The sequence below is a fragment of the Streptomyces tyrfis genome, from assembly GCF_037034285.1.
GTDB lineage: Bacteria > Actinomycetota > Actinomycetes > Streptomycetales > Streptomycetaceae > Streptomyces.
In genome coordinates, this window is record NZ_JBAGJZ010000058.1 from 10,573 (window position 1) to 29,909 (window position 19,337).

Genomic DNA, 19,337 nt, shown 5'->3' on the forward strand with positions numbered 1-19,337 from the left:
TCGGCTGTGCAGTCTTGCAGGGTGCCCACTTCCGCCACCCCACAGCGGCTCATCGACCGCCGCGTCTACCTGCTCCTCCTCGATGACCAGGACCGCCCCGCGAAGTCTCGTCGGAGGGTGCCGTCCTCCTCGGCTCAGGCTACGCGGAAGGATGACTTCCCGATGGCCCCATCTCTCTTCGCTGAGGGCTGCTCCATAAATAAACTTTGACGTGCCAGGTGACCTGCTGGTTTCTTTGCGCAGGCGAGCTACGCCGAGCGTGGCGTGGTGAAGACGGGGAGTTCAACCAACTCAGCCTTCCGCGAGTTCGCGCAAGATGGCGGACGAGCCGCGAGAGTTCACGAGCACAACCGGTCGCGCCCCTCGCTTAGCGGCGATGAAGTCGGTGGCGGCATGCTTCGCCGATGCTGTCACCACGACGAAGACGTCGGCGTTGGCTGCCTGTGCGGCGAGTTTGCTACTGCCGTCGTGCTCGGCGCTCGTCTCGATTTCGATCCTGGGCACCAAAATGCGCAGCACCTGTGCTGCTCGGGTGGTGGCCGACTCGGTGAGGGAGTACAGCACCACCTTTGAGTCCTGCAGGTAGCGGTACGGCGCTCCGGGATCGGCATCCTGCGCCTGCTCGGCGAGCAGGTCCTCCGGGACGCCGAGCCCCAGTTCACCGGCTACGAGCTTGATGGCCTCAATGTCGGTCGGATCCAGCGCCGTCTTGAAGGGCCTTACCGTATTGGTGATCTTGTAGAAGAAGTCGACAGTGGCGGGGTTCGTTGCCGCTGCCGATGTGGCTGTCGCCGTCTGCAGTACGTCGATCGCCCACGTCGTGGTCACAGCCGAGACGTTCGCGGAGATGATGAGATCGGTCCACTCGAGTGCTGAGGCGAACACTGCAGATGTGGGATTGGCGGACAGCAGATAGTCCAGTAGGGCTTGGGTCTGCACTCGAACGCCAGCCGAGTTCTTGCTGCTGAGCGCGAGACCGGCAAGGACGCGTTCACTGAGTTCGGCCGCTCCATCTTGAGTGAAGATGTCGCGGTGCGCCGCCATGAACTGGCCTCCGCTCTCACCGAGTATGCCGAGTACCTCGTCGGAGGCATCGTGAAGCCATGCGGTCAGCGCATCGCTGCTCAGTGGCGTCCAGGCGTCGGTGATTTCGGGGCCGGCAGCCAATGCTGCGCTGCCCTGGTCTGCGTCCAGGGCGTCCAGCCAAGTGTGCCAGTCCAGGCTGGGTCCGTCCTGGGTGAACTGCTCCAGCCAGGCAAGATCATCGCGCAGGCGTGCACTCGCTCCGTCGATCAAGCCACGCAGGTGATGCGTGGAGATGTACTCAAGTGCCAACGCTGCTTGCTGTGGTGACTGCAGGTCGCGTGCACAGGTCAGGAGCAGGTATGCCGCGTGCAGGCTCGGTTCGAGTGTCAGCACGAGGTCGATGGCTGCCTGAACTTCGCCCCGGGCCATCATCCCGGTCGCACGCTCGAGGGGCGATTCGCTCGAGGCGCCGGGCTGATCCAGGGGGGCGGGCGGCTCCGACGGGGCGGTGGGCTGAGGAGTCTGTTCCCTGTGCAGGTGGAGCACGTTGCGCAGGTGGGCGGGGAGGCCGGGTTCGATCGTGCCGGCTTCGTCGAGGATTCGGTTGAGTGTGTCGTCTCCCGCGTCGTCTTCGACCGCGATGAGGAACTCCACGACAGCCTGCGCCCGACTCGTTGTCGGTGCGCCAGAGAACAGCGGCCGGAGCGCTGCAGGGAGCGCGGCAACGGCAGCGAGCAGGTCTTCCTCTTTGCCTGCTGCGTCGTACGGGGCGAACCATCTGGCGTAGACCGCCTGCTGGATCACGTGAGTGACGCTCAAGGGGCGGCGCATGGCAAGGACGTGGTCGAGATCCCGGTCCCCGAGAACGGCCTTCCAGTCCTCGAGCCCGGCGAAGACCCGCAGTCGCAGGAAGGCCAGGTTCGCCTGGTCGAGATCGGCGGTGGCCTCAAGTTCGCGCAGGCAGGCCAGGGCGACCGTACGGTCGCGGGCAGCGATGGCGTGTCCGAGGTCGTCGAGGACCTCGACGGTGGTTCGGGGGGCGTCGAACTCCGAGGGCGGCCGGCCGTTGAGGAGTTTGCTGAGCACCAGCAGGGCGTCACGTACCTGGCCTCGCGCGTGTCCCGCAGCCTTCGACCCTGCTGCCGGGCGGGGCAGCACCTCAAAGCGCAGTGGCTTGACCGGTGCCTTTGCCAGTGCGGCGTCGAACGGATCAGCCGGGTTGAGAGCACCCCGGTGGCGGGGCAGGTCACTGAAGGTGGGGCCGATCCAACTGTCGAGGATGGCGAGTGTCTCACGCTGCTGACGTGAGGTGGGTGCGAAGCCGTACCACCACAGACGGCCGCCGGAACTTCGCGGCAGGAATCCGACCTGGCGTTGCTGGATGCCTGCCATGAAGTTCTCGAGGATGAGTTGCAGGTTCGGGTCTACCCGTGTGGGCGTGATGTCGTTGCCTGGACCGAAGAATTCCTTGAAATCAACGCTCATGGCAATTGGTACCTGTTCTGGTATTCGACCCAAGCGCGGGCGATCTGGTCGGGATCGGATACGACGGTGACGCCTTCCTGGTTCACTCTCTGGCCGAAGAAGGTGAAGTTCATCGAGCCGTGAACGTGGAATCTGTCGCTCACCATGCCCTTGTCGTGCAGGGTGTTCCGGATGAGCAGGGTCGGCCGCGGCCCCACCGGGGCGAGGTCGGTGAGGCGTTGTCCTGTGACGGCGTTGCGCGGCTCATCGCGCATGATCACTCGGACGTCCGAGCCACGGCGGGCGAGTTCGATGAGTACTTCCGTCAGCCGGATGGGCCGGGCCGGCAAGGCGGGGAGCACGCTCTTGAACTGTCCGGATGCGTTGTCGATGACGACAATGTCGGAGATCCACGGGGACAGTACCCACAGGTGATTTGACGGAGCCAGCAACTCAGACACCAGGAGATTCTGCAGCAGATCGGTGAGTTGTCGGGTCTCACCGGCCCCGATGGTGGTGATCCTTCTCATGCGGACACCTCGGCAAGTTCGAGGGTGGCCACGACGCTGCCCTCGGAGCGGTGGTCGATCTCGACGACTCGTGGGAACACTTGGAGGAAGTCCGTTTCGATGGCGCGGATCGACAGGTCCACCAGCATGTCTGCCAGGGCGGGTACGTCCTCGGGCGGCGCGATGAGCTGGGCGGATCCCTGTTGGGCCAGGCGCGTGCGCACCAGGTTGTCTGCGTCGGGATCTGTCACGCTGATGAGGTCGTCTGTGGACGTGAACAGCCCCCGGATGAGATCGGGTGCGGCCGGCGGGCTGTCGAAGTAGGGGTTCCACGACTGCAGTGCCCCGGCGCGTATGGCCCATCCGCGTGGCCACAGTGCGCTTTGGATGGCGTCGATGCGCTGGCGGTCCGAGGAGTTCGCGGACAGGTTCAGTCCGGCGTCCAGGTCGTGCCTCTGGCGCATCAGGTAAGCCCAGGTACGCGGCGAGATTTCAAGCCCCAGGCGTTGCTCTTGGATCTCCCACTCGTCAATGAGGGTACGTAGTGCCTGGTCCGTCTGTGCAGTCGATCCGGGCCGGAGCAGGCGGTTCGCCAGGCTCGAGACGACGGACTGCTCCGCGCCGTGGATGCCTGAGGCGCGCAACTGCGCCCGTATGCGGTCAAGGTTTTTCACCCGGTCCGTCTGTGTCGCCGAGCCACGGTATTCAGCAACAAGGTCGAGCCAGTCGCTGCGCTCGGTCGTGTAGCGCACAATCCGCCGCATGTGCGCGTCGACCAGTTCAGTGGTGGAGGGCTGGACGGCTCTCATGATCAGCCGCAAGAACCGCCGCGGGTCGGGGCGTACGCGTGTGGCCAGCGCTTCGATGAAGCCGCCACCGCCGATCGAGGCTTCGGTGAGCCAGACCTGGCCATGGCGCCATGTGCCGTCGGGGGCGTAGCCGGGTTCTATGTCGACGATGATGCCTTCGGGGTCGTGCTCGGGGCAGATCTCCCGGGCAGCCCACAGGGCCGCCTGTCCAAGGGTGGCAAGGACGCACTGGCGCAGCCAGGCTTGGAATTGTGCGGGGTCAGGGTTCCAGACCTGGTCCGTCAGGTGGTCCAGGCGGGCAATGATGTCCTTGTCGGCAAGGAGTTGACGCAGCCGCTCACCCACCCGGCCGAGTGTGGCGCTTTCGCTCTCCTCGACGTCAGAACTGCGGAACATCGCCTTCAGGGTGTCCGTCAACCGGTCGGCGAAGGTTTCCCGCACCATCTGGTAGGCGTGGGGAAGCGACGTGCCGTCACTCACGGCGGACATCAGCAGCATGCATTCGATCGTCTGGTGCAGCCATTCCAACTGGAACTTGTTCATCTGTTCCAGCAGTTCGGGGTCGCTTGTCAGAACATGCTGGAACCAGGCACTGCGCAGGGCCGGGTCGAGGTCGCCGGATGGAGCAATCACGTCCGGCACCGTGACGGTCAGGCGCAGGCCATCGACGTCGTAGGTGGCTCCGAGACCGACCCGCTCGTCATCGAGCGAGAACTGTGCTTTGACCCGGGCTTCGCCGCCGCGGGCGAAGACCAAACTGGCCTCGCTCTCAACGGCAAGACGGCGGACTTCGACGTGGGCGTTTTGAGCGTGCAGGAAGAAGCGTGCTTCGTCGATGAGGCTGCCGATGGGGTCCGACAGGGGAAGGCGGGCGACCAGGCCGAGGCCCCTCTCCAGGAACTGGGATCGCCAGACCAAGGACGCGTTGGAAGCATCCTTGAGTTCTGGCGGTGCGAGTTGAAGTTCCACCCTGTCGGGGCGGACGATGGGAATGAGGGTGGGGACTCCGCCGACTTCGACGGTGGCGGTCTCCTCCCGATGGTGCGCCTGCAAGGCAGGGGCGAGGTCCATGACGGTCTCGCGCTGGCCGTAGGGCACAGGAATCCAGTGCCGGTGCTCGAGGTTGCGGGTGGCAAAGCGCCGTGACACTCGTCCTGGCGCGTACTCGCGCAGCATCTGAGCCAGGCCCATCGCCTGCAGTTCAGGTTCCTTCTCCCACGGCTGCTGCGGGGGTATGACCACGTACCCTTCGGGAAGTGCGAGTTCGCTGAAGAGGTTCTCGGGGAAGAAGTCGGGCAGCGGATTCTTGCCCATCAAATCCTTGCCCTTGACGTACGTGTGGTCCTCCGCGACAGCCCACTCGCTGTCCAGCCGTCGGGCCAGCGTGGGCACGGCCGCCAGGATGAGCGGGCGAGGGGGATGCCACAGAATCTCGGCGGCCAACTCCTCGGAGACCTGAAGTGCGCCTTCGATCCACAGACGGAGGCTGCGCTGGCGGCCGGGATCGCGCAGCAGATCGCGCAGAATGGTGACGGCTGTCTGCTGGACCTTGCGGTTGTCCGGGTACTTCGGATCAACGAGACCCTTCAAATCACGCCACAGCTTTGCGTACCGGTGATCGGACTGCAGTTGTGCTGCCAGCCAGTCAAGCATCGCCAGGGTGGCTTGGATGCGCAGGACTGCCCGGTTGCGGATAGGAAGTACCAGTTCGGGCAGGACGGGATCGAACAGTGCATCCCAGGCCTCGTAGGTGGCACGGTCGCGTCCGTAGTCGGAGAGCACCACCACGGTGTACGGCCGCATGCGGCGGCTTCGCCCGGCACGGCCCTTGCGCTGCAGGAATGCGGCGACACCGCGGGGCGCCTTGTGCTGCAGCACGGCGCCAACGTCCGGATCGTCGAAGCCGACCTCAAGCGAGGCAGTTGCGACGACAAGTTGGGAGGCGGTGTCGACTCCCGCGTCTTGCGAGGTGGTCCGGCTCACGTTGAGGCCCGGGCGGTCGAGTTTGTGGCCCAGTTTCACCGGCAGGTCCCAGACCTGGCCGGCGCGCCGCTGGTCGGTGAGGTTGTCTTGCCCGGGACGTCGCAGGGATGCCAAGGGGTCTTTGAACTGCTGGGTACGCGGGGCACGGTAGCGCTGGCCTTCCGCGTCGAGGAGGTAGAAGAAGAGCCGGTTGGTGACATCGAGGTCGTCGGTGAAGACGAACGCCTTGGTACCCAGAAGTCCCTGGGATGTGCGCTCTGCCGGGTGGTCGAGGACGCGCGGGAGGAGCATCGCCGTCTGGATGGTGGTGGACAGCACGGAGGCGCCACTGGTGGGGTCGCTGCGCACGGCGACCATGTATTCGGCGCCGTCGTACTCCATCTCGTGCGCGCCCGGCTCGATGTTGGTGACGAGTCCGTCGTCAACGCCCGTCAGATCGGCCATGTGGCGAACGGCGTTCGACAGCGTCGCGGACAAGCCGACGAAGGTGACCGGACTGCGCAGCGAGTGGTGCCAGCGTCGCAGGACGAGGGCTGCCTGGGCGCCGGTGGTGCCGCTGTAGGTGTGGATCTCGTCGAGCAGCATCAAGCGGGGCTTCTTGGCCGCGCCAACGCCGAACAGTGTGCCCAGGGACAGGTCGGACAGACCGCGGTTGAGCATCTCGGTGGTGGTGAACAGCACGTCCGGCGGCCGTCGGCTCATCCGGTTCCGGGTCAGAACCAGCATGGAGTCGTCGAACACACGCGGGCAAGTGCCGCAGGTCAGGCGTTCCGTTCCAGCCTTGGCGTCCTGCTCGGACCAGAACAGTGTGCCCCCGCACACGGTGTATCCGTCACCGGGACAGGTGAAGTGAGGGCACTGAAAGCCTTCGGCCCGTTTCGTCCATGCGGAATAGGAGGCCGTCAGGCTCTTCGTGCTGGTTGGGGTGTCCTTGTTGAGTACCCCGATGGTCATGGGCCGGCCGTTGGTCTTCGTCCACAGGTGGTCGAGCCGCCGGGCGTTCGCGAAAGCGGTGTTGAGTTGGTCCTTGAGGAGTTCGTTGCGCGGGTAGACGGCCAGCGCACGCGTCCATGCCGACTTGTCCTGGAGTCCCGTCAGGTAGGCGAAGGCCGGCAGGTAGAAGGCGAGTGTCTTGCCGCTACCGGTGCCGGCACCCACGACGGTGGCGGTGGTGATGTTGGACTGCAGGGCCGTGAAGATCTGGCGGCTGGCCCGGACCTGGAACCCGCTGAGGTCGGCGTGTTGGGGCCCTCGGCGCGTCATGGCATCGATGACCTGGCGGTAGAGGTCGTGGAGCGCATCGGTGCCGTCGATGACTGCGTGTCTGGACTGGTCGCGCCGGGGGTAGGCACGCGGGCGTCGCGCGTAGCGGAAGTCCGAGACGAGCGCGGCGCCTTGGCGCCAGGCCGCGGGGTCGCCGGAAGGGAAGATCTGGCGCAGTCGGGCCAGCAGGCGCAGCGTCTCGCCGTTGCGGGTACGCCACCGTGACGGCGAGACCGCATCGTCGCGGATGATCAGGCCCTTGTCCTCGAGGGCCTCGATTGCCTCCTGGGCGGTGTCGAGTTCGCCGCGCTCCATGAGGACGTCATCGATGTGGGTGTGCAGTTCGTCGTCGGTGAATCCGCCGTCAACAACGCCCCAGGACAGCAGGGGGTCCTCGTGTGCTTCGAGGACGCCGAGGATTTCGCTCTCGGTCTCAGGAGTCACCGCAGCCTCACCCAGAAGCGGTCCAGGATTCCCAGCCTCGACAGCCCGGCAAGGACCTCGGGGGTGAAGGAGTTCAAGGGCGTCCCGGCGGCTTCCTGGGCGCCCGTGATCACTCGGGCGAGGACCGGGTCAACGAGTGCGGCGATCTGCTGGCCGCATGCCTGGAGGCTCTCCAGCGCCGCGGTCAGCCTGGCGACGTCACCCGACTCGGGGACGGCGCGGTTGTTCAGGACATTGAGCACGCCTTGCGCCTTCTCAATCTTGATGCGGATCTCTTCCACGTCGATCCCGCTCTTGCTCAGCGTAGCGACGAGCTCCTCATTGATCACCGGCACTTCACGCTCGCGTTCAGCAGTCCATGCCTGCTCAACGGACTTACGAAGGCCCTTCACGAAGCCATCGGCTGCTTTGACCTGCACCTTCAGTGCTTGCAGTGGGGCATCGGCGTCCTGGCTGGGGAGCATTTCGGCGAGCGCGTGCAGGTCTGCGGCCAGTTGGGGGGCCTGCGGACCGAGGTCCGTGTCCAAGGCAGCGTGGGCTGCGCGCAGTTCGGCGACGCCCCGGCTGAGGCGCTGGATCGTCTCGATGAGGGTCTCGACGTTCCCGGCCTGTCCGGCCAACTCGCCGGTGCGGCGGTTGATCTTGTCCTCGTCGTGGGCAGCGACCGCTGCCACACGCAGACGCTGAACTTGTTCAATAAGCGTCATGCGCCCCCCTCAGGTCCGGCCACGTCCATGACCTCACGGCTCAAGGTCTCCAGCCCGGCCACGAGCCGCTGGAGGGTCTCGTCGTACTCACGCTGAGCTTCCGAGGCGGGTCCGGCCTGAAGCTTTTGCTCCAGCACCTTCACCGCTTCCAGTGCAGGGTCGAGCCAGGCGCGGATGCGCAGAGTCGGCCCCTCGTCCAGGGTCATCAGGCGCAGGCGCTGGTCGGCGGTGAGGGTGGGCCAAGCGTCAAGGCCCGCGTTCAGGTCCTTCACCTTCTTCAGATCACTGGCTTTCACCGACTTCGCCGCGTCATGGAGGGCGGACGGATTGATCGAGTTGGCTGACTGACCAAGCGCCGCCAGGTCGGAGAGCAAAGTGTTGAGGGCATGAGCCACCTCGGCGACGTCACCGCCGAGATCGCTCACGTCGGGTACCAGCTGTCGGGTCTCGCCGAGCAGCGGATCCAGCATTGTGATGCGCTTCTCGATGTTGCCCACCACGTTCCTGATGGGCTCGGGGACGTGCTCGGGCCAGGCCGCCGCAGCGGCATCGTCGCGCATTGCTCGCAGCAGGCGGGGCAAATCAATAGCCAACGGCTTGCCGGCGCCCTGACGATAGGACGTCAGGCGCAGCAGTCGTTGCTGGAGAAGGTCTCGATCCGCCTTCGATTCAGCTCCGATAAAGCGGTCCTGCCATCGTCGCGTGAGGGGCCGTTCCGCAGCATCAGCGAGTTTCCGCGGACTGACGAAGAGCGCCTTGACCCGGCTGAGTGCATCGCTCTTGTACGAGTCGGCGACCCCCAGGGCCTTACTGACGGTCAGAAGAGCGTGCGCGAGCCGGCCCAGTTCGGCGTCGTCATCTTCCGAAGGAAGGAGGAAAGCGGACACGCTGTCCGCCCATTCCTGGACCCTGTTCATGCACAGGCTCTGCAGCGCGTCTCCTTGCGGCACGTCCTCCCAGGACCCCTCTGCGTTCACCCAGGCGAGCGCACGAAGAACTCGGACGTCATCTACGTTGCGGTGATCGATCGAGACCAGGGCCGTCTGCAGGCCACTGCCGTCCAGTGCAATCGAGGTGTCCACAACAAAGCTCGGCGTGAATTCCACCCTTCCCTTGGTCCAGTCTCCGCTGTCACCTCCGTATCCGTCTTCGAGTCCCAGAAAGCCGATGACGGCGGCGTGCACGATCTTCCGGAGTTCAGTGCGGTGTCTCTGGATGAGTTCGCCGGTCTTGTGCCAGTCGTCGACCGCCTGGACCAAAGACGGCTTCGGAGCCGAAGCCGAAGCCGGAGCCGGGGGCGGGAATACAACGTCCCCGCCAAGAGGAGTCTGCGGCCTGTCCGAGGGTCGGCTGGGCTCTTGTCGTGCCGGCGACTGCGGGAGGGTGTGCTGATCGGTGGTGAGGTCAGGCAGGGGCGGGATGGCGAATGCTTCGTGAATCGTCGGGTGGAGGTTCTGGGGTCCGTGGCCCGGACCCCAAAAGCGGACCATCCGAATGCGGCGCTCAGAAAGTGCGGGATCACCTGGCGTGCTCAGCTGAACGTGGTCCTCGACGTTGTCGAGGACGTCCAGCGCACCGGTGTGGAAGTCGTTCGCGAATCCGGTGCTGGGAAAGCGGCCTTCGTCGAGTTCGAGCTGGTCGCGTTGGAGGACGGGGCGCAGGACGCGGGTCAGCACGTCGCGCGCGACGAAGGCGTCGCCCTTGGACTGGCTGCGGATGGCCCGGTCCAGTGCAGTCTTGCTGAACGGGAACAGACCGATGCCTCCAATCTCCCCGAACGCTTGGTGGCACTTGTCCCGGACGGGGCATTGCAGGCAGTGGTTGGGCTCCGGGCGTTCGTCGGTCTCCTGATCAAGGACTTCTCGATCTGCCAAGTGGTGCTTGTCGATCTCTTTGGAGCCGACGCGTACCGCGTTGAGGTATCGGGCGGCGAACCCTGCGGGGTCGAACGGGGCTGTCTTGTCGGCGGGGAGTTCGAGGTCGAAGACCTTGTAGGTCCGCGTGTACACCGTCTCCGGCATCTGATTGACGAAGTAACCGGTGGTGACGGCCATGACGACGCGCATCGGGCACAGGGCCAGGGTCTCGGTGGGCAGCAAGGTGATTGCGTCGATAAGGCCGCCCTGGATGCCCTGGAAGATCGAGAAGTCCTCGATCAGGAGGAGAAGGTCCAGTCCCTGCTTGTGCAGGTCGAGACGCAGTTCGACAAGGAGTTGCTTGAGGTCGTCTCCCCCGATGCCGAAGACCTCGCTGACCGCCGGTCCAAGTTGCTCGTTGAGCATCTTCGCTGCCAGGTCCCGCAGGGGAGCATCGCTGGCGAGTGCGCTGGCGACACTGGCAGCGTCGACGCCGGCCTTGCTGACATCATCGACCGAGAGGTCGAGGTCTGCTGCGCTGAAACCGAACGCGTCCTCCTTGTCCTCCGATCCCTTGCCGGAGAGCTTTTCCCGGACCAGGCGCGCGATGGGGCCGTTGTCGGCGAGCAACCGCCTGCGGAAGACCGGGTCTCCCAGCAGTGCGGGCAGGCCCTCCGCGGAAGCAAGGAAGGCGCGGAGTTCGTTCTCCTCGGGTGTGCCGTCTTTGTCTGCTCCGCGGGTCTCGACCAGGACGGCCAACTCGTTGCGCAGGCGAAGTTGTGCTGTGGTTTCGTCCGCGGCGGCGTCCGTGGCAGCGGCAACCTTGGCACGCAACTCCGCAGCACGTTCGCTGGTGGCGTGCTCCAGGATGAGTTCGAGGATCCCGCGCAGCGACATGCGGTGTTTGGGGACAAAGATCAGCCGGGTCGAGTCATCGGGCTTCAGGTTGATGCGAAGCCAGCGGATCAGGTGTGACTTGCCTGTGCCCGACTTCCCGAGGATGGGGATGATGGGCTGGTCCGCGGGCAGTTCCTCGACGGCGCGCCGCAGGCCGTGCTCGTCGACGACGGTGCCGCCGATGGCGCTGTCCACCTGGTCGCGCAGGACGATCGGGATCGAGGTGTGCGTGGCGAGGAACACTCCGTTGGAGGTGCTCTCTGCCTCGACCGGAATGATTGCCGGGGCCTCACGGGCCTCCCAGCAGGCGGCAGGAAGAGTGCCCCGCCAAGTCATCGCTTTCCTCCTCGAACCAGGGTGACGTGCGTTTGGCGTTGGCTGTCGAATCGCGACAGCCGAATGCCGTCGGCGTCCGGCAGGGTGTCGAAGACAAGCCGGCCGCGGTCCTGCAGGACGCGCAGTGCCTGGCCCACCGAACTGTCGGCGCAGTCTTGTGCGATGCCCGGGTCGGGGTCTCCGCCGGGAAGGGATGCCACGAGGGAGGCGCGGACGAGGCCACCGTGCAGCACCGGCAGTTTGGCCGCCAGTTGGTTCAGGAAGTCACCAATGGGTAGCTGTCCGGCGGGCAGTTCGTCCAGGACGTCATTGATCGCCACAACGGGTAGGGGCACGAGTCCCGATTTGGCTTGTAGAAGCGAAGGCGCCGTGAGGCCGAGTGCCTGTCCCCACCGGGCGGCGGAACCCCAGCGTGTGTCGTTGGTGATGGCCCAGGTCTCACGGTCCGGGTTCGGGAATTGCGCGTGCTGTAGGGCCTGAACGCCAGTGGTCCACGCCACGGGGCGCCCCAGCGCATCCTGTGCAAGGAACCACGACAGCGCCCTCAGCAGATCACGTGCCCCACCGGTGAGGCTCTCCCCCGGGCCCGTCTGCCACGGGTCACCGTCGCGGTCCAGATCGAGGGCATGCCTTTGAAGTGCCCGGCGGAACGCCGCCGGGGCCAGCGTGGTGCCCCTGGCCGCGACGCTGTCGCTCACGGTAATGGCATCGTCCGCATCAAGGCAGAGCATCCCGATCGCCCGGAAGGTGTAGAGGGTGTCCGCGACACCTTCAGAGGAGGAGGCCGCCTCGTTCAGGCCTGGCGGTCTGAACGCCTCGATCAACTCCTTCTCGGTCCAGGCCCGTTTGGATCCGGTGAGGAAGTTGATGATGGCGCGGCCAAGGCCCGGGAGGGTGCGCGGGGGGTTCAAGACAGCCATCAGAGTCTCCTGAGGAAGTCGTCAATGGTCCAGTGAGGGCTGCGGATGCTCTTGATGAGTGCATCTGGATAGGCCGGGTCGGGCATGTCTTCCGGGACGACTACGACGCGTAGTGGCCCGCTGGTGGGGGCGAGCCATGAGAGGGGCGGTGTCTCCCCGTGGCCCATCAAGATCAAACTCGGTACCGAGAGGCGCGCAGGTATCCCGCCGGTTCGCAGGGGGTCCACGGCCACCATGCCCTCGTCGGCGAACCGTGAGGCCGTACGGATGGCGGGGAGCCCGAGCAGCGCTGCTGAGGCGACGATGACGCGTACGCCGTTGGTGACGCATGACTGGATGAGGTTGCTCAGGGCAGTTCTGAGGCGTCCGCTGGGGTAGGTGACCACGATGCTGCGGTGGCCGGCGGCCAGGTTCGCCAGGGCTGTGCTGGGTTTTCTGCCGAGATCGGGCATGAGCGCTTCTGCGACGAGGGGACGCGCGGTGTGCAAGGTGGGCTGGTGCACGTGCGCTTCTGCGGGGCATCCGGAGCACGCGGGCGCCACGTTCTGGCTGGCCCGCATCGCGCCGATGTCCGTGTAGGTGTACTCCTCACTCAGTACGCGTCCCCAGCATTCTCTGCTTTCCAGCAGGCGGGTGATGCGCGCCGTTGAGGCGGCTTCGGCGTTCTTGATCTCCGTGCGGGTCCGCTGCAGGGCAGCCTCGAGGGTCTGTCGGTCCAGGTTGGCCACGTGCGATCTGAGCCGTACCGGAACGTGGCTGACGAAGGCAGTCCACTCCTTGCTGAACCGTGCTTGCCAGGCCTGCTCGGGCTCGCCGGGTATGCGTTCGACGACCGGGGGGTCCAGCCTGTCGATAGTGATGAGGTTGGCGCGTTCCATGAGGACGAGCGTGTTGCGGTTCCACAGTTCGTTGGCGTCCGAGGGCTCATCGCCGTGCCCGGGTACGACTGTGGTGTCCAGGATCAGGCCCTTGCCCGGCTGCGGGGGAAGGCGGTGGTCCCGCATGGCTTCCCAGCGGTTCCACGCCTTGACGTTCCCGATCACGGTCGCGTTTTCGACTTGCTGGCCTTCGGCCGCGTCAGGCGTAGCGGGAAGCCAGACTGACAGCGCCGCGTGGCCGTCGCGTCCCGCGCGGCCGACTTCTTGGTAGAAGCGGTCGACTGAGGCCGGGACGCACGCATGCACCACGGTTCGTACATCGCTCTGGTCCACTCCCAGGCCGAAGGCACTGGTGCCGACCACGATGTCGGTCGTGGTCGACCCGTCGTCGCCGGACCATCCGCGCATGATGCCAAGACGCTCGGCAGAACCGAGGTCTCCGTGGAAAACGCGGGTGCGTGCAAACCCGGCAGCTCGCAGACGCTCAGCGATGATCCTGGCGGGCTCCTTCTTGGTGGTGTAGATGATCGCTGGCCGCGGAAGGTGGTGCATCGCTTCGATGAGGCGTTCCATCCGGACGTCGGGTGACGTGGTGGTGCCCAGGAAGTATCGCAGTTCGGAGCGCAGGAAGGTCGAGCCGATGAACAGTGACTCGGCGCTGCCCGCGAAGAGTTGATCGTTGAGTTGGAGGCTGGGCGCCGACAGCGTTGCGGACAAGAGTGTGATGCGTGGCGGAGGGTGCCCGGCCCCGGTGGCGAGTTCTCGCAATTCGCCCACGAGCGAGGCGACGATCTGGAACTCGGGACGGAAGCTCAAGCCCCACAGGCGCACCAGGTGCGCCTCGTCGATGACCAGGTTGGTGAGTTGGCCGGATGTCGCAAGGGTGCGCAGCGTGGTGGTGAATCCTCGTACGAGGGCTTCGGGTGAGGTGAGGAGGATCCGCTGAGTTCCCTCGCGCAGGCGTTCCTTGATGGCTGCGCGTTCTTCGCTGATGCGGTCGCTGTGGTAGGCCAGTTCGCGAGGGAGTACGGACGCCGGGAATCGTTTGTGCAGGTGGCGTTCCTGGTCGAGGGCCAGGGCGATGGTGGGCAGCACCACGATGGTGGTTCCGCGTGCACGGAGCAGCCCTGGTGCCAGGCCGACGAGGGATTTGCCCGTGCCGGTGGGCAGGACGACGTGGAGGGTGGAGGCTGGATCGGCCAGGGAGGCGGTGCGCACTGCGCTGGCTTGGCTGCGTGAGCGGTAGTGGTGGATGTCGGGAGCGATCGCGTGCAGGGCTGGATCGACGGGCACCGGGCTGTTGGGGCGAGCGCTGGTCTCCACCGTCGTGTTGTCGGCGAAGACGAACGGGCCGGGGCTTGCGCAGGCGAGATCGATCCAGCGGGGGTCGCCGTGGAGCCAGTCAGGTGTCCAGGTGTCGCCGAGGCGCACGGTGTGCCGTGTGGCGCCGAACCGTTCGACATGCAGGTGTGCTCGCTTGAGCGCCTGCATTTCGATTCCGCGTTCGTGGAGGTTGATCTCCAGTTTGTGGTGGCGCTGGCCCGTCACGCCGGCTTGGTGGCGAAGCATCTGAGCCAGGAGAGCGGCGATGTCGCCGCTGAGGGCGGGCCCGGCAAGGCCGGAGCGCCAGGCGTCGGCGAAGCGCCGGTGGGGGCCGGTGAGCTGATCCGCTGCTGCTTCCTTTCCCAGAACGATGCGCTGGACGATGTCGAGTTGAGCGGTCACGCGCTGCCGTCCTGCTCCAGGCTGCGGCCCGAGACCACGACCACACCGGTGCTGTCCAGGCGGAGCGAAGGCGTTTGGAGGGCTGTCAGCAATTCCTGGCCCGCCAGCGCTTCCGTTTCCACTTCTTCCTCCAGTTCGGCGCGCTCGTTTCCCTCTGACCGCGCGGCGCGCAGTTGCAACTGCCGCAGTCGGGTGGCTATGTCGGTCTCGGCGAGGGCCAGGGCCCGGGTGCGGGTCTCGCTTACGGCGTCGTCGCTGTGGGCCAGGCGCTGGGCACTGTGCTCAGCAGCACGCCAGCGCGTCCCCCATTGGGCGGCCGGGATGAGCTCGTATGCGTGTGTGATGCGCTCGGAGTTGAGTGAGTAGTCGCCTCCCAGCTGTCCGGGTGCGGGCTTTGCGTAGCGTGCCTGCAGGGCGTCGAGATGGCGCTCGTCGGTGATGGGGGTGCCGTTTGCGTCGGTCCACACGGTCACGATGAGCGGCGGGAAAAGCCCGTCGGCGCGGCGTCGCAGGGACGGCAGGTCCACCAGGTCGCTGCTCCAGGCTGCAGCCAACTGGTCGAGTAGGTCGCTTTCCGTGCTGGCCTGGAGCGGTTGCGCTTCGATGGCGTAGTCGAAGCGGTAGGCGAGGCGCTCTGCGTAGGGCCAGGTGGGGATCCACCGCCACATGCCGAAGGCTCTGCCTCGGTCGTCGTTCCACAGGAAGTCGGACACGGCATCGACGAACTGATCGCCGTAGCGGTAGAGGCGGACGTCTTCGTGCTCGACGGCCACTTTGCGTACGAAGGTGCCGCGGTGTCCTGCGAGCGGCACAAAGTCGCGCTTCAGTCTCGCAGCGGGTATCAGCGGGATCTGAACCTGTCCGGCTGTCTGCCGGCTGACGGGTTCGTAGCCGCCGATCGCATGCGCGGGGTCGCCGGCCGGTGCGAACCGCAGGTTCCCCGCCCCCCGCCGCGCGGACAGCAGCGCATCTGTGACGTCAGCAAACGAGGCCGCCTCGCCCTCCGAAGCCATCATCCGGCCGTACACGGAGCGCTCGTCGGCAGGTGCTTCGATGCTGTCCAGGGCGTCCTGTTCCTGGACGCGCTGGACCTCGTCCTCGAGCATGGTGTGGACCATGCGGACGGCATCGGGTGCCGCCGCAACACCGTGCTCGAACAGCATGTCCCAGGCGGCGTCTGTGGCGGCGTCCACCGCATGCTGCAGGCTGGCTACGGACTTGTCGAAGACGGCGAACCCTTCGCTGAGGATCCGCATCCACGCTGCGGCAAACGACTGCGTGTCGGTCGTCTCCGCCACCGAGTAGGAGCGCCAGACGCCGCCTTCGCGCTGTGCGTCCCACCGGTCACATCGGCCGATCCGCTGCTCGAGGCGGTTTGCCCTGGGCGGCAGACCCACGTGAATGAGGAGATCGGCGAACTGGAGGTTTCGTCCTTCTTCCGCTGAGTGGTCAGCAACGAGGACAGCTGCCGTCCGGCTCTGCTCGAAATCCCGCACTGCCTGCTCGGAGGCTGTGGGCGAGTCGCTCACCAGGTGCTGGTAGACAGCCCCGGGAAGCACTTCCTTGAACGCCCCGGCCAACTCCCCTGCCAACTGCGGGGTCGGGCAGAAGACCACCACCCGCTCACGTGCTTTGAACAGGTAGGTCAGTGCATCGGCCAGCGGGCGTGCCATGTCGCGGCGGCGGCTGACGAAGCGCAGGTCACTCTCGACGCGGTCGAGCGCGTCCTGCTCGCCCGGCGTGGCGGCCACTCGGGACTGGGCCCACGCGCACAGGGCGTCCGGATCCAAGGACAATGCCACGGCCGTCGCGAAGGCCGACGCTGCCTCGCGGCGGGCCTCCTCGTCGAACTCACAAGCAGCAAGAGCCTCCTGGCGCCAGTTGTCCAAAAGGGAGGCAAGGCCAGCAAAAGCGGACGAGGGAAGAACCACCTGCTGGGGGCGCAAACGCCCGGTGACCCGGTACGACTCATGCAGCGCAGCGGTACGACGGGTGCGCAGCATCCGGCGGTGGACCCGATACACCTCGGACACGTAGGTGCGCAGCGCGCCGATCGCAACGGCCAACGCATGCCGGTCCGGTCCTGCGACTGCCTGCCTGACCTCACCGATCAAGGCGCCGACTTCAGCGTCTTCAGGGAACGCGGCGCCGATCTCCGTGAGGCGCTTGTTCAGCAGCACGCCAGGAAAGTGGGGCTGCAGTCCAAGAAACAGCCGGCCCAGCGCGGAACGCGCCTCCATGCGCCGTCGCAGGTCCTCGGCCGTCGTGTCCCGGTACACGGCCGGGTCGAGCAGTTTGAGCATGGCCAGGAAGGCACGTTCGTTGTGCAGCGCGGGCGTCGCCGACAGCAGCAGCAGGCGCGGGCTGGCGGTGGCAACCTCGGCAAGGCGCGTGTAACGGCTGGACAGTTCGGGCTGCTCGCTGTGCGCCAGGCGGGCCAGATGGTGCGCCTCGTCGACCACGACGAGATCAGCCGGTACCCACGTGTCGGGTGCGTCGTCGCGGGAGTACATGATGCGGGCGCCCGGGAAGTCACCGGTGCGAAACTTGCCCGACAGTTCGCGGCGCCATTGCTCCACCAGGAACGGCGGGAGAATCAGTTGCACGGTGAGGTCGGGCTGGTCCAGCAGGAGTTCCCGCACGACAAGGCCGGCCTCGATCGTCTTGCCAAGACCGACCTCATCAGCCAGGAGGTAGCGCTGCACCGGGTCCTGCAGCACGCGCCACACGGTCTCGACCTGGTGCTCGTACAACTCGATACCGCTCGAGAGGGCGCCGCGCATGCCATGGGCCGCCGAACGCTGCGTCAGGGTGCTCTGCAGGAAGGGGCGCCGCATGTCGGCCAGCAGAGGCGATTCCAGCAGTCCGGCGCCGGCAAAGCCGACGGGGTCGGTCAGCGGCTGGTCCCAGCGGACATACAGGTCCTCTTCGGCAAGGTATCCCTCCCAGTTGCGCGCCCGCACGTGGATGTCCCGATGGGCTGTGGCCTCGATGACGCGCCCGGAGCGCCATGCGGTGCCCGTGTGCCAAAACACCCGCGTCTCGGGTGCCAGCGTGAACCGCTTGAGCCCCTCCCTGGGCACGGTATGACGACGGCGCTCGTCCGGATCCTGTCCGGGAGTGTCGAAGTACTCCAGGACCAACTCGTCACCGTTGCGAGCCACCAATTTCCCAGGGCCCAGGGCATTGGCGCTGGATACGAGCAGGTCGCCGCGCTTCAGCGATGTGCGGGGGGCACGACTACGGGGCGCTGGACGGCTTTTGCTCGCTGCGCGGGGGCGGGTGGTCGCTCCCTGGGCCTCCTGAGTATCGACGTTGCGCGACCCACGGCACTGCGGGAAGCGTGAGCAACCCCAAAAGCAGTTGCCTGCATTGGATCCTCTGGATGCAAACTGCAGTTTCATACCGGCCCCGCAGACAGGGCACAGGACAGCGTTATCCATCAATGGTCGCCCCTCTACAGCAGGCGCGGGCGCACGGTCTCGGCGGGTGGGCCGCGTGGAAGGAAACACACTCGCGCACGCCCTCCCGACGGGTCTCCACGGAATTCGATGCCGGCCAGTCCCGCCGGGCACAGGCACGCGTCCCGTCGGCGCGCAGCGGCACATTCGGGCAGAGGGGCAACGGGGCGTGGCGCCACGGCACACCGCTCCCCCGCACCCGTTGCACGCTCCATCCCCCCGTGCCTGAATCACACCGGCAGGCTCGGGCAGTCGCCAGCGGACACACCGACAGGCGCAGCGTCGCAGCAGCGTGCTGCGCCTGCACGACAGGGCCTGCTATCGGCTCAAAGGGGGCACCTTTGGCCCTCTCCCCCCTCAACCGACGCGACCCGGCCAACTCCCGAACAACCGACACCGCCAACAAAATCCCCCACCCTCAGCCCCGACATTACATTTCCTTCACAGAGTGTTCACATCTAGCTGCTTGCAGCGTAGACGCAGCCACTGACAATCCCTCCGCTCATGGGAGGAGTACACCGGTCCGGCCTGGGCGCGAGATACCAAACCGCTGCTCACCGCGATCGACACCCCCACCTACTCCTCACCGCCACCCGGGGCTGCACGTAGCAACTCATGCCATCCTGCCCCGTACGTGGAGTTCAGTTCACGTTGCGGCGATCGTGTCGTTCGTGATCTCTACGGGATAGCTGATCCATGGCGCACACGCAAGGCGATGGACTGCCTTCACTGAAGCAACAGGCGCGAGTGTTGATGCACCGGGTCGGCAGGGGCTCAGTCCGAGCCGTGCACGAAGGGCCCGAGATGACCACCGAGCCGCACAGGGCCGGGCGGGCCAGAAGGCGCGGCGAGCAAGCGCAGCGGATGCCTTGCGCCCAGAAGCCGATGACGAAGGCGCTCCGGACGCGACCCCAGTCCGCTGACCGCAGGTGCCCCAAGGCGGCGCAGTTGAACGCTTATTCGAAACATGACGCCGATCGCGCACCCATCAGCCGTCAATGGATACACACGCGCGATGCGCGGTTGACGCCGCGTCACCCGTTGCTATATATGCACGGC

The 19,337-nt window shown here is 66.2% G+C and carries 8 protein-coding genes; all 8 read right to left on the minus strand.

The features are described from left to right. Window positions 1-291: 291 nt before the first annotated feature. Genes dpdD through dpdE form a run of 8 tightly spaced genes read right to left on the minus strand, consistent with a single transcriptional unit; the run spans window position 292 to window position 18,425 of the window. Window positions 292-2,511: a protein DpdD gene (dpdD, locus tag WA762_RS31210; protein WP_335940249.1), complete on the minus strand. Its 2,220-nt coding sequence runs from the start codon at window positions 2,509-2,511 to the stop codon at window positions 292-294. Then, window positions 2,508-3,020, minus strand: a complete 513-nt coding sequence (gene dpdK, locus WA762_RS31215) for a phospholipase D-like domain-containing protein DpdK (protein WP_335940251.1) — start codon at window positions 3,018-3,020, stop codon at window positions 2,508-2,510. The genes dpdD and dpdK overlap by 4 nt, the downstream gene beginning before the upstream one ends. Further along, complete coding sequence (gene dpdJ / locus WA762_RS31220) at window positions 3,017-7,498, minus strand: protein DpdJ (protein ID WP_335940253.1); 4,482 nt, start codon at window positions 7,496-7,498, stop codon at window positions 3,017-3,019. The genes dpdK and dpdJ overlap by 4 nt, the downstream gene beginning before the upstream one ends. Continuing rightward, window positions 7,495-8,205, minus strand: coding sequence for a hypothetical protein (locus WA762_RS31225; RefSeq protein ID WP_335940255.1), 711 nt, complete (start codon window positions 8,203-8,205; stop codon window positions 7,495-7,497). The genes dpdJ and WA762_RS31225 overlap by 4 nt, the downstream gene beginning before the upstream one ends. Beyond that, window positions 8,202-11,294: a protein DpdH gene (gene dpdH, locus WA762_RS31230; protein WP_335940256.1), complete on the minus strand. Its 3,093-nt coding sequence runs from the start codon at window positions 11,292-11,294 to the stop codon at window positions 8,202-8,204. Before dpdH ends, WA762_RS31225 begins: the two co-directional genes overlap by 4 nt. Next, window positions 11,291-12,214, minus strand: a complete 924-nt coding sequence (gene dpdG, locus WA762_RS31235; protein ID WP_335940258.1) for a protein DpdG — start codon at window positions 12,212-12,214, stop codon at window positions 11,291-11,293. Before dpdG ends, dpdH begins: the two co-directional genes overlap by 4 nt. Next, window positions 12,214-14,817 (minus strand): protein DpdF, encoded by a 2,604-nt coding sequence (gene dpdF, locus WA762_RS31240; protein WP_335940260.1) that lies wholly within the window; start codon window positions 14,815-14,817, stop codon window positions 12,214-12,216. Before dpdF ends, dpdG begins: the two co-directional genes overlap by 1 nt. Further along, the gene (gene dpdE / locus WA762_RS31245) at window positions 14,814-18,425 is read right to left on the minus strand and encodes a protein DpdE (RefSeq protein ID WP_335940262.1); all 3,612 of its coding nucleotides are present in this window, start codon (window positions 18,423-18,425) and stop codon (window positions 14,814-14,816) included. Before dpdE ends, dpdF begins: the two co-directional genes overlap by 4 nt. Between the last annotated feature and the right edge of the window lie 912 nt (window positions 18,426-19,337).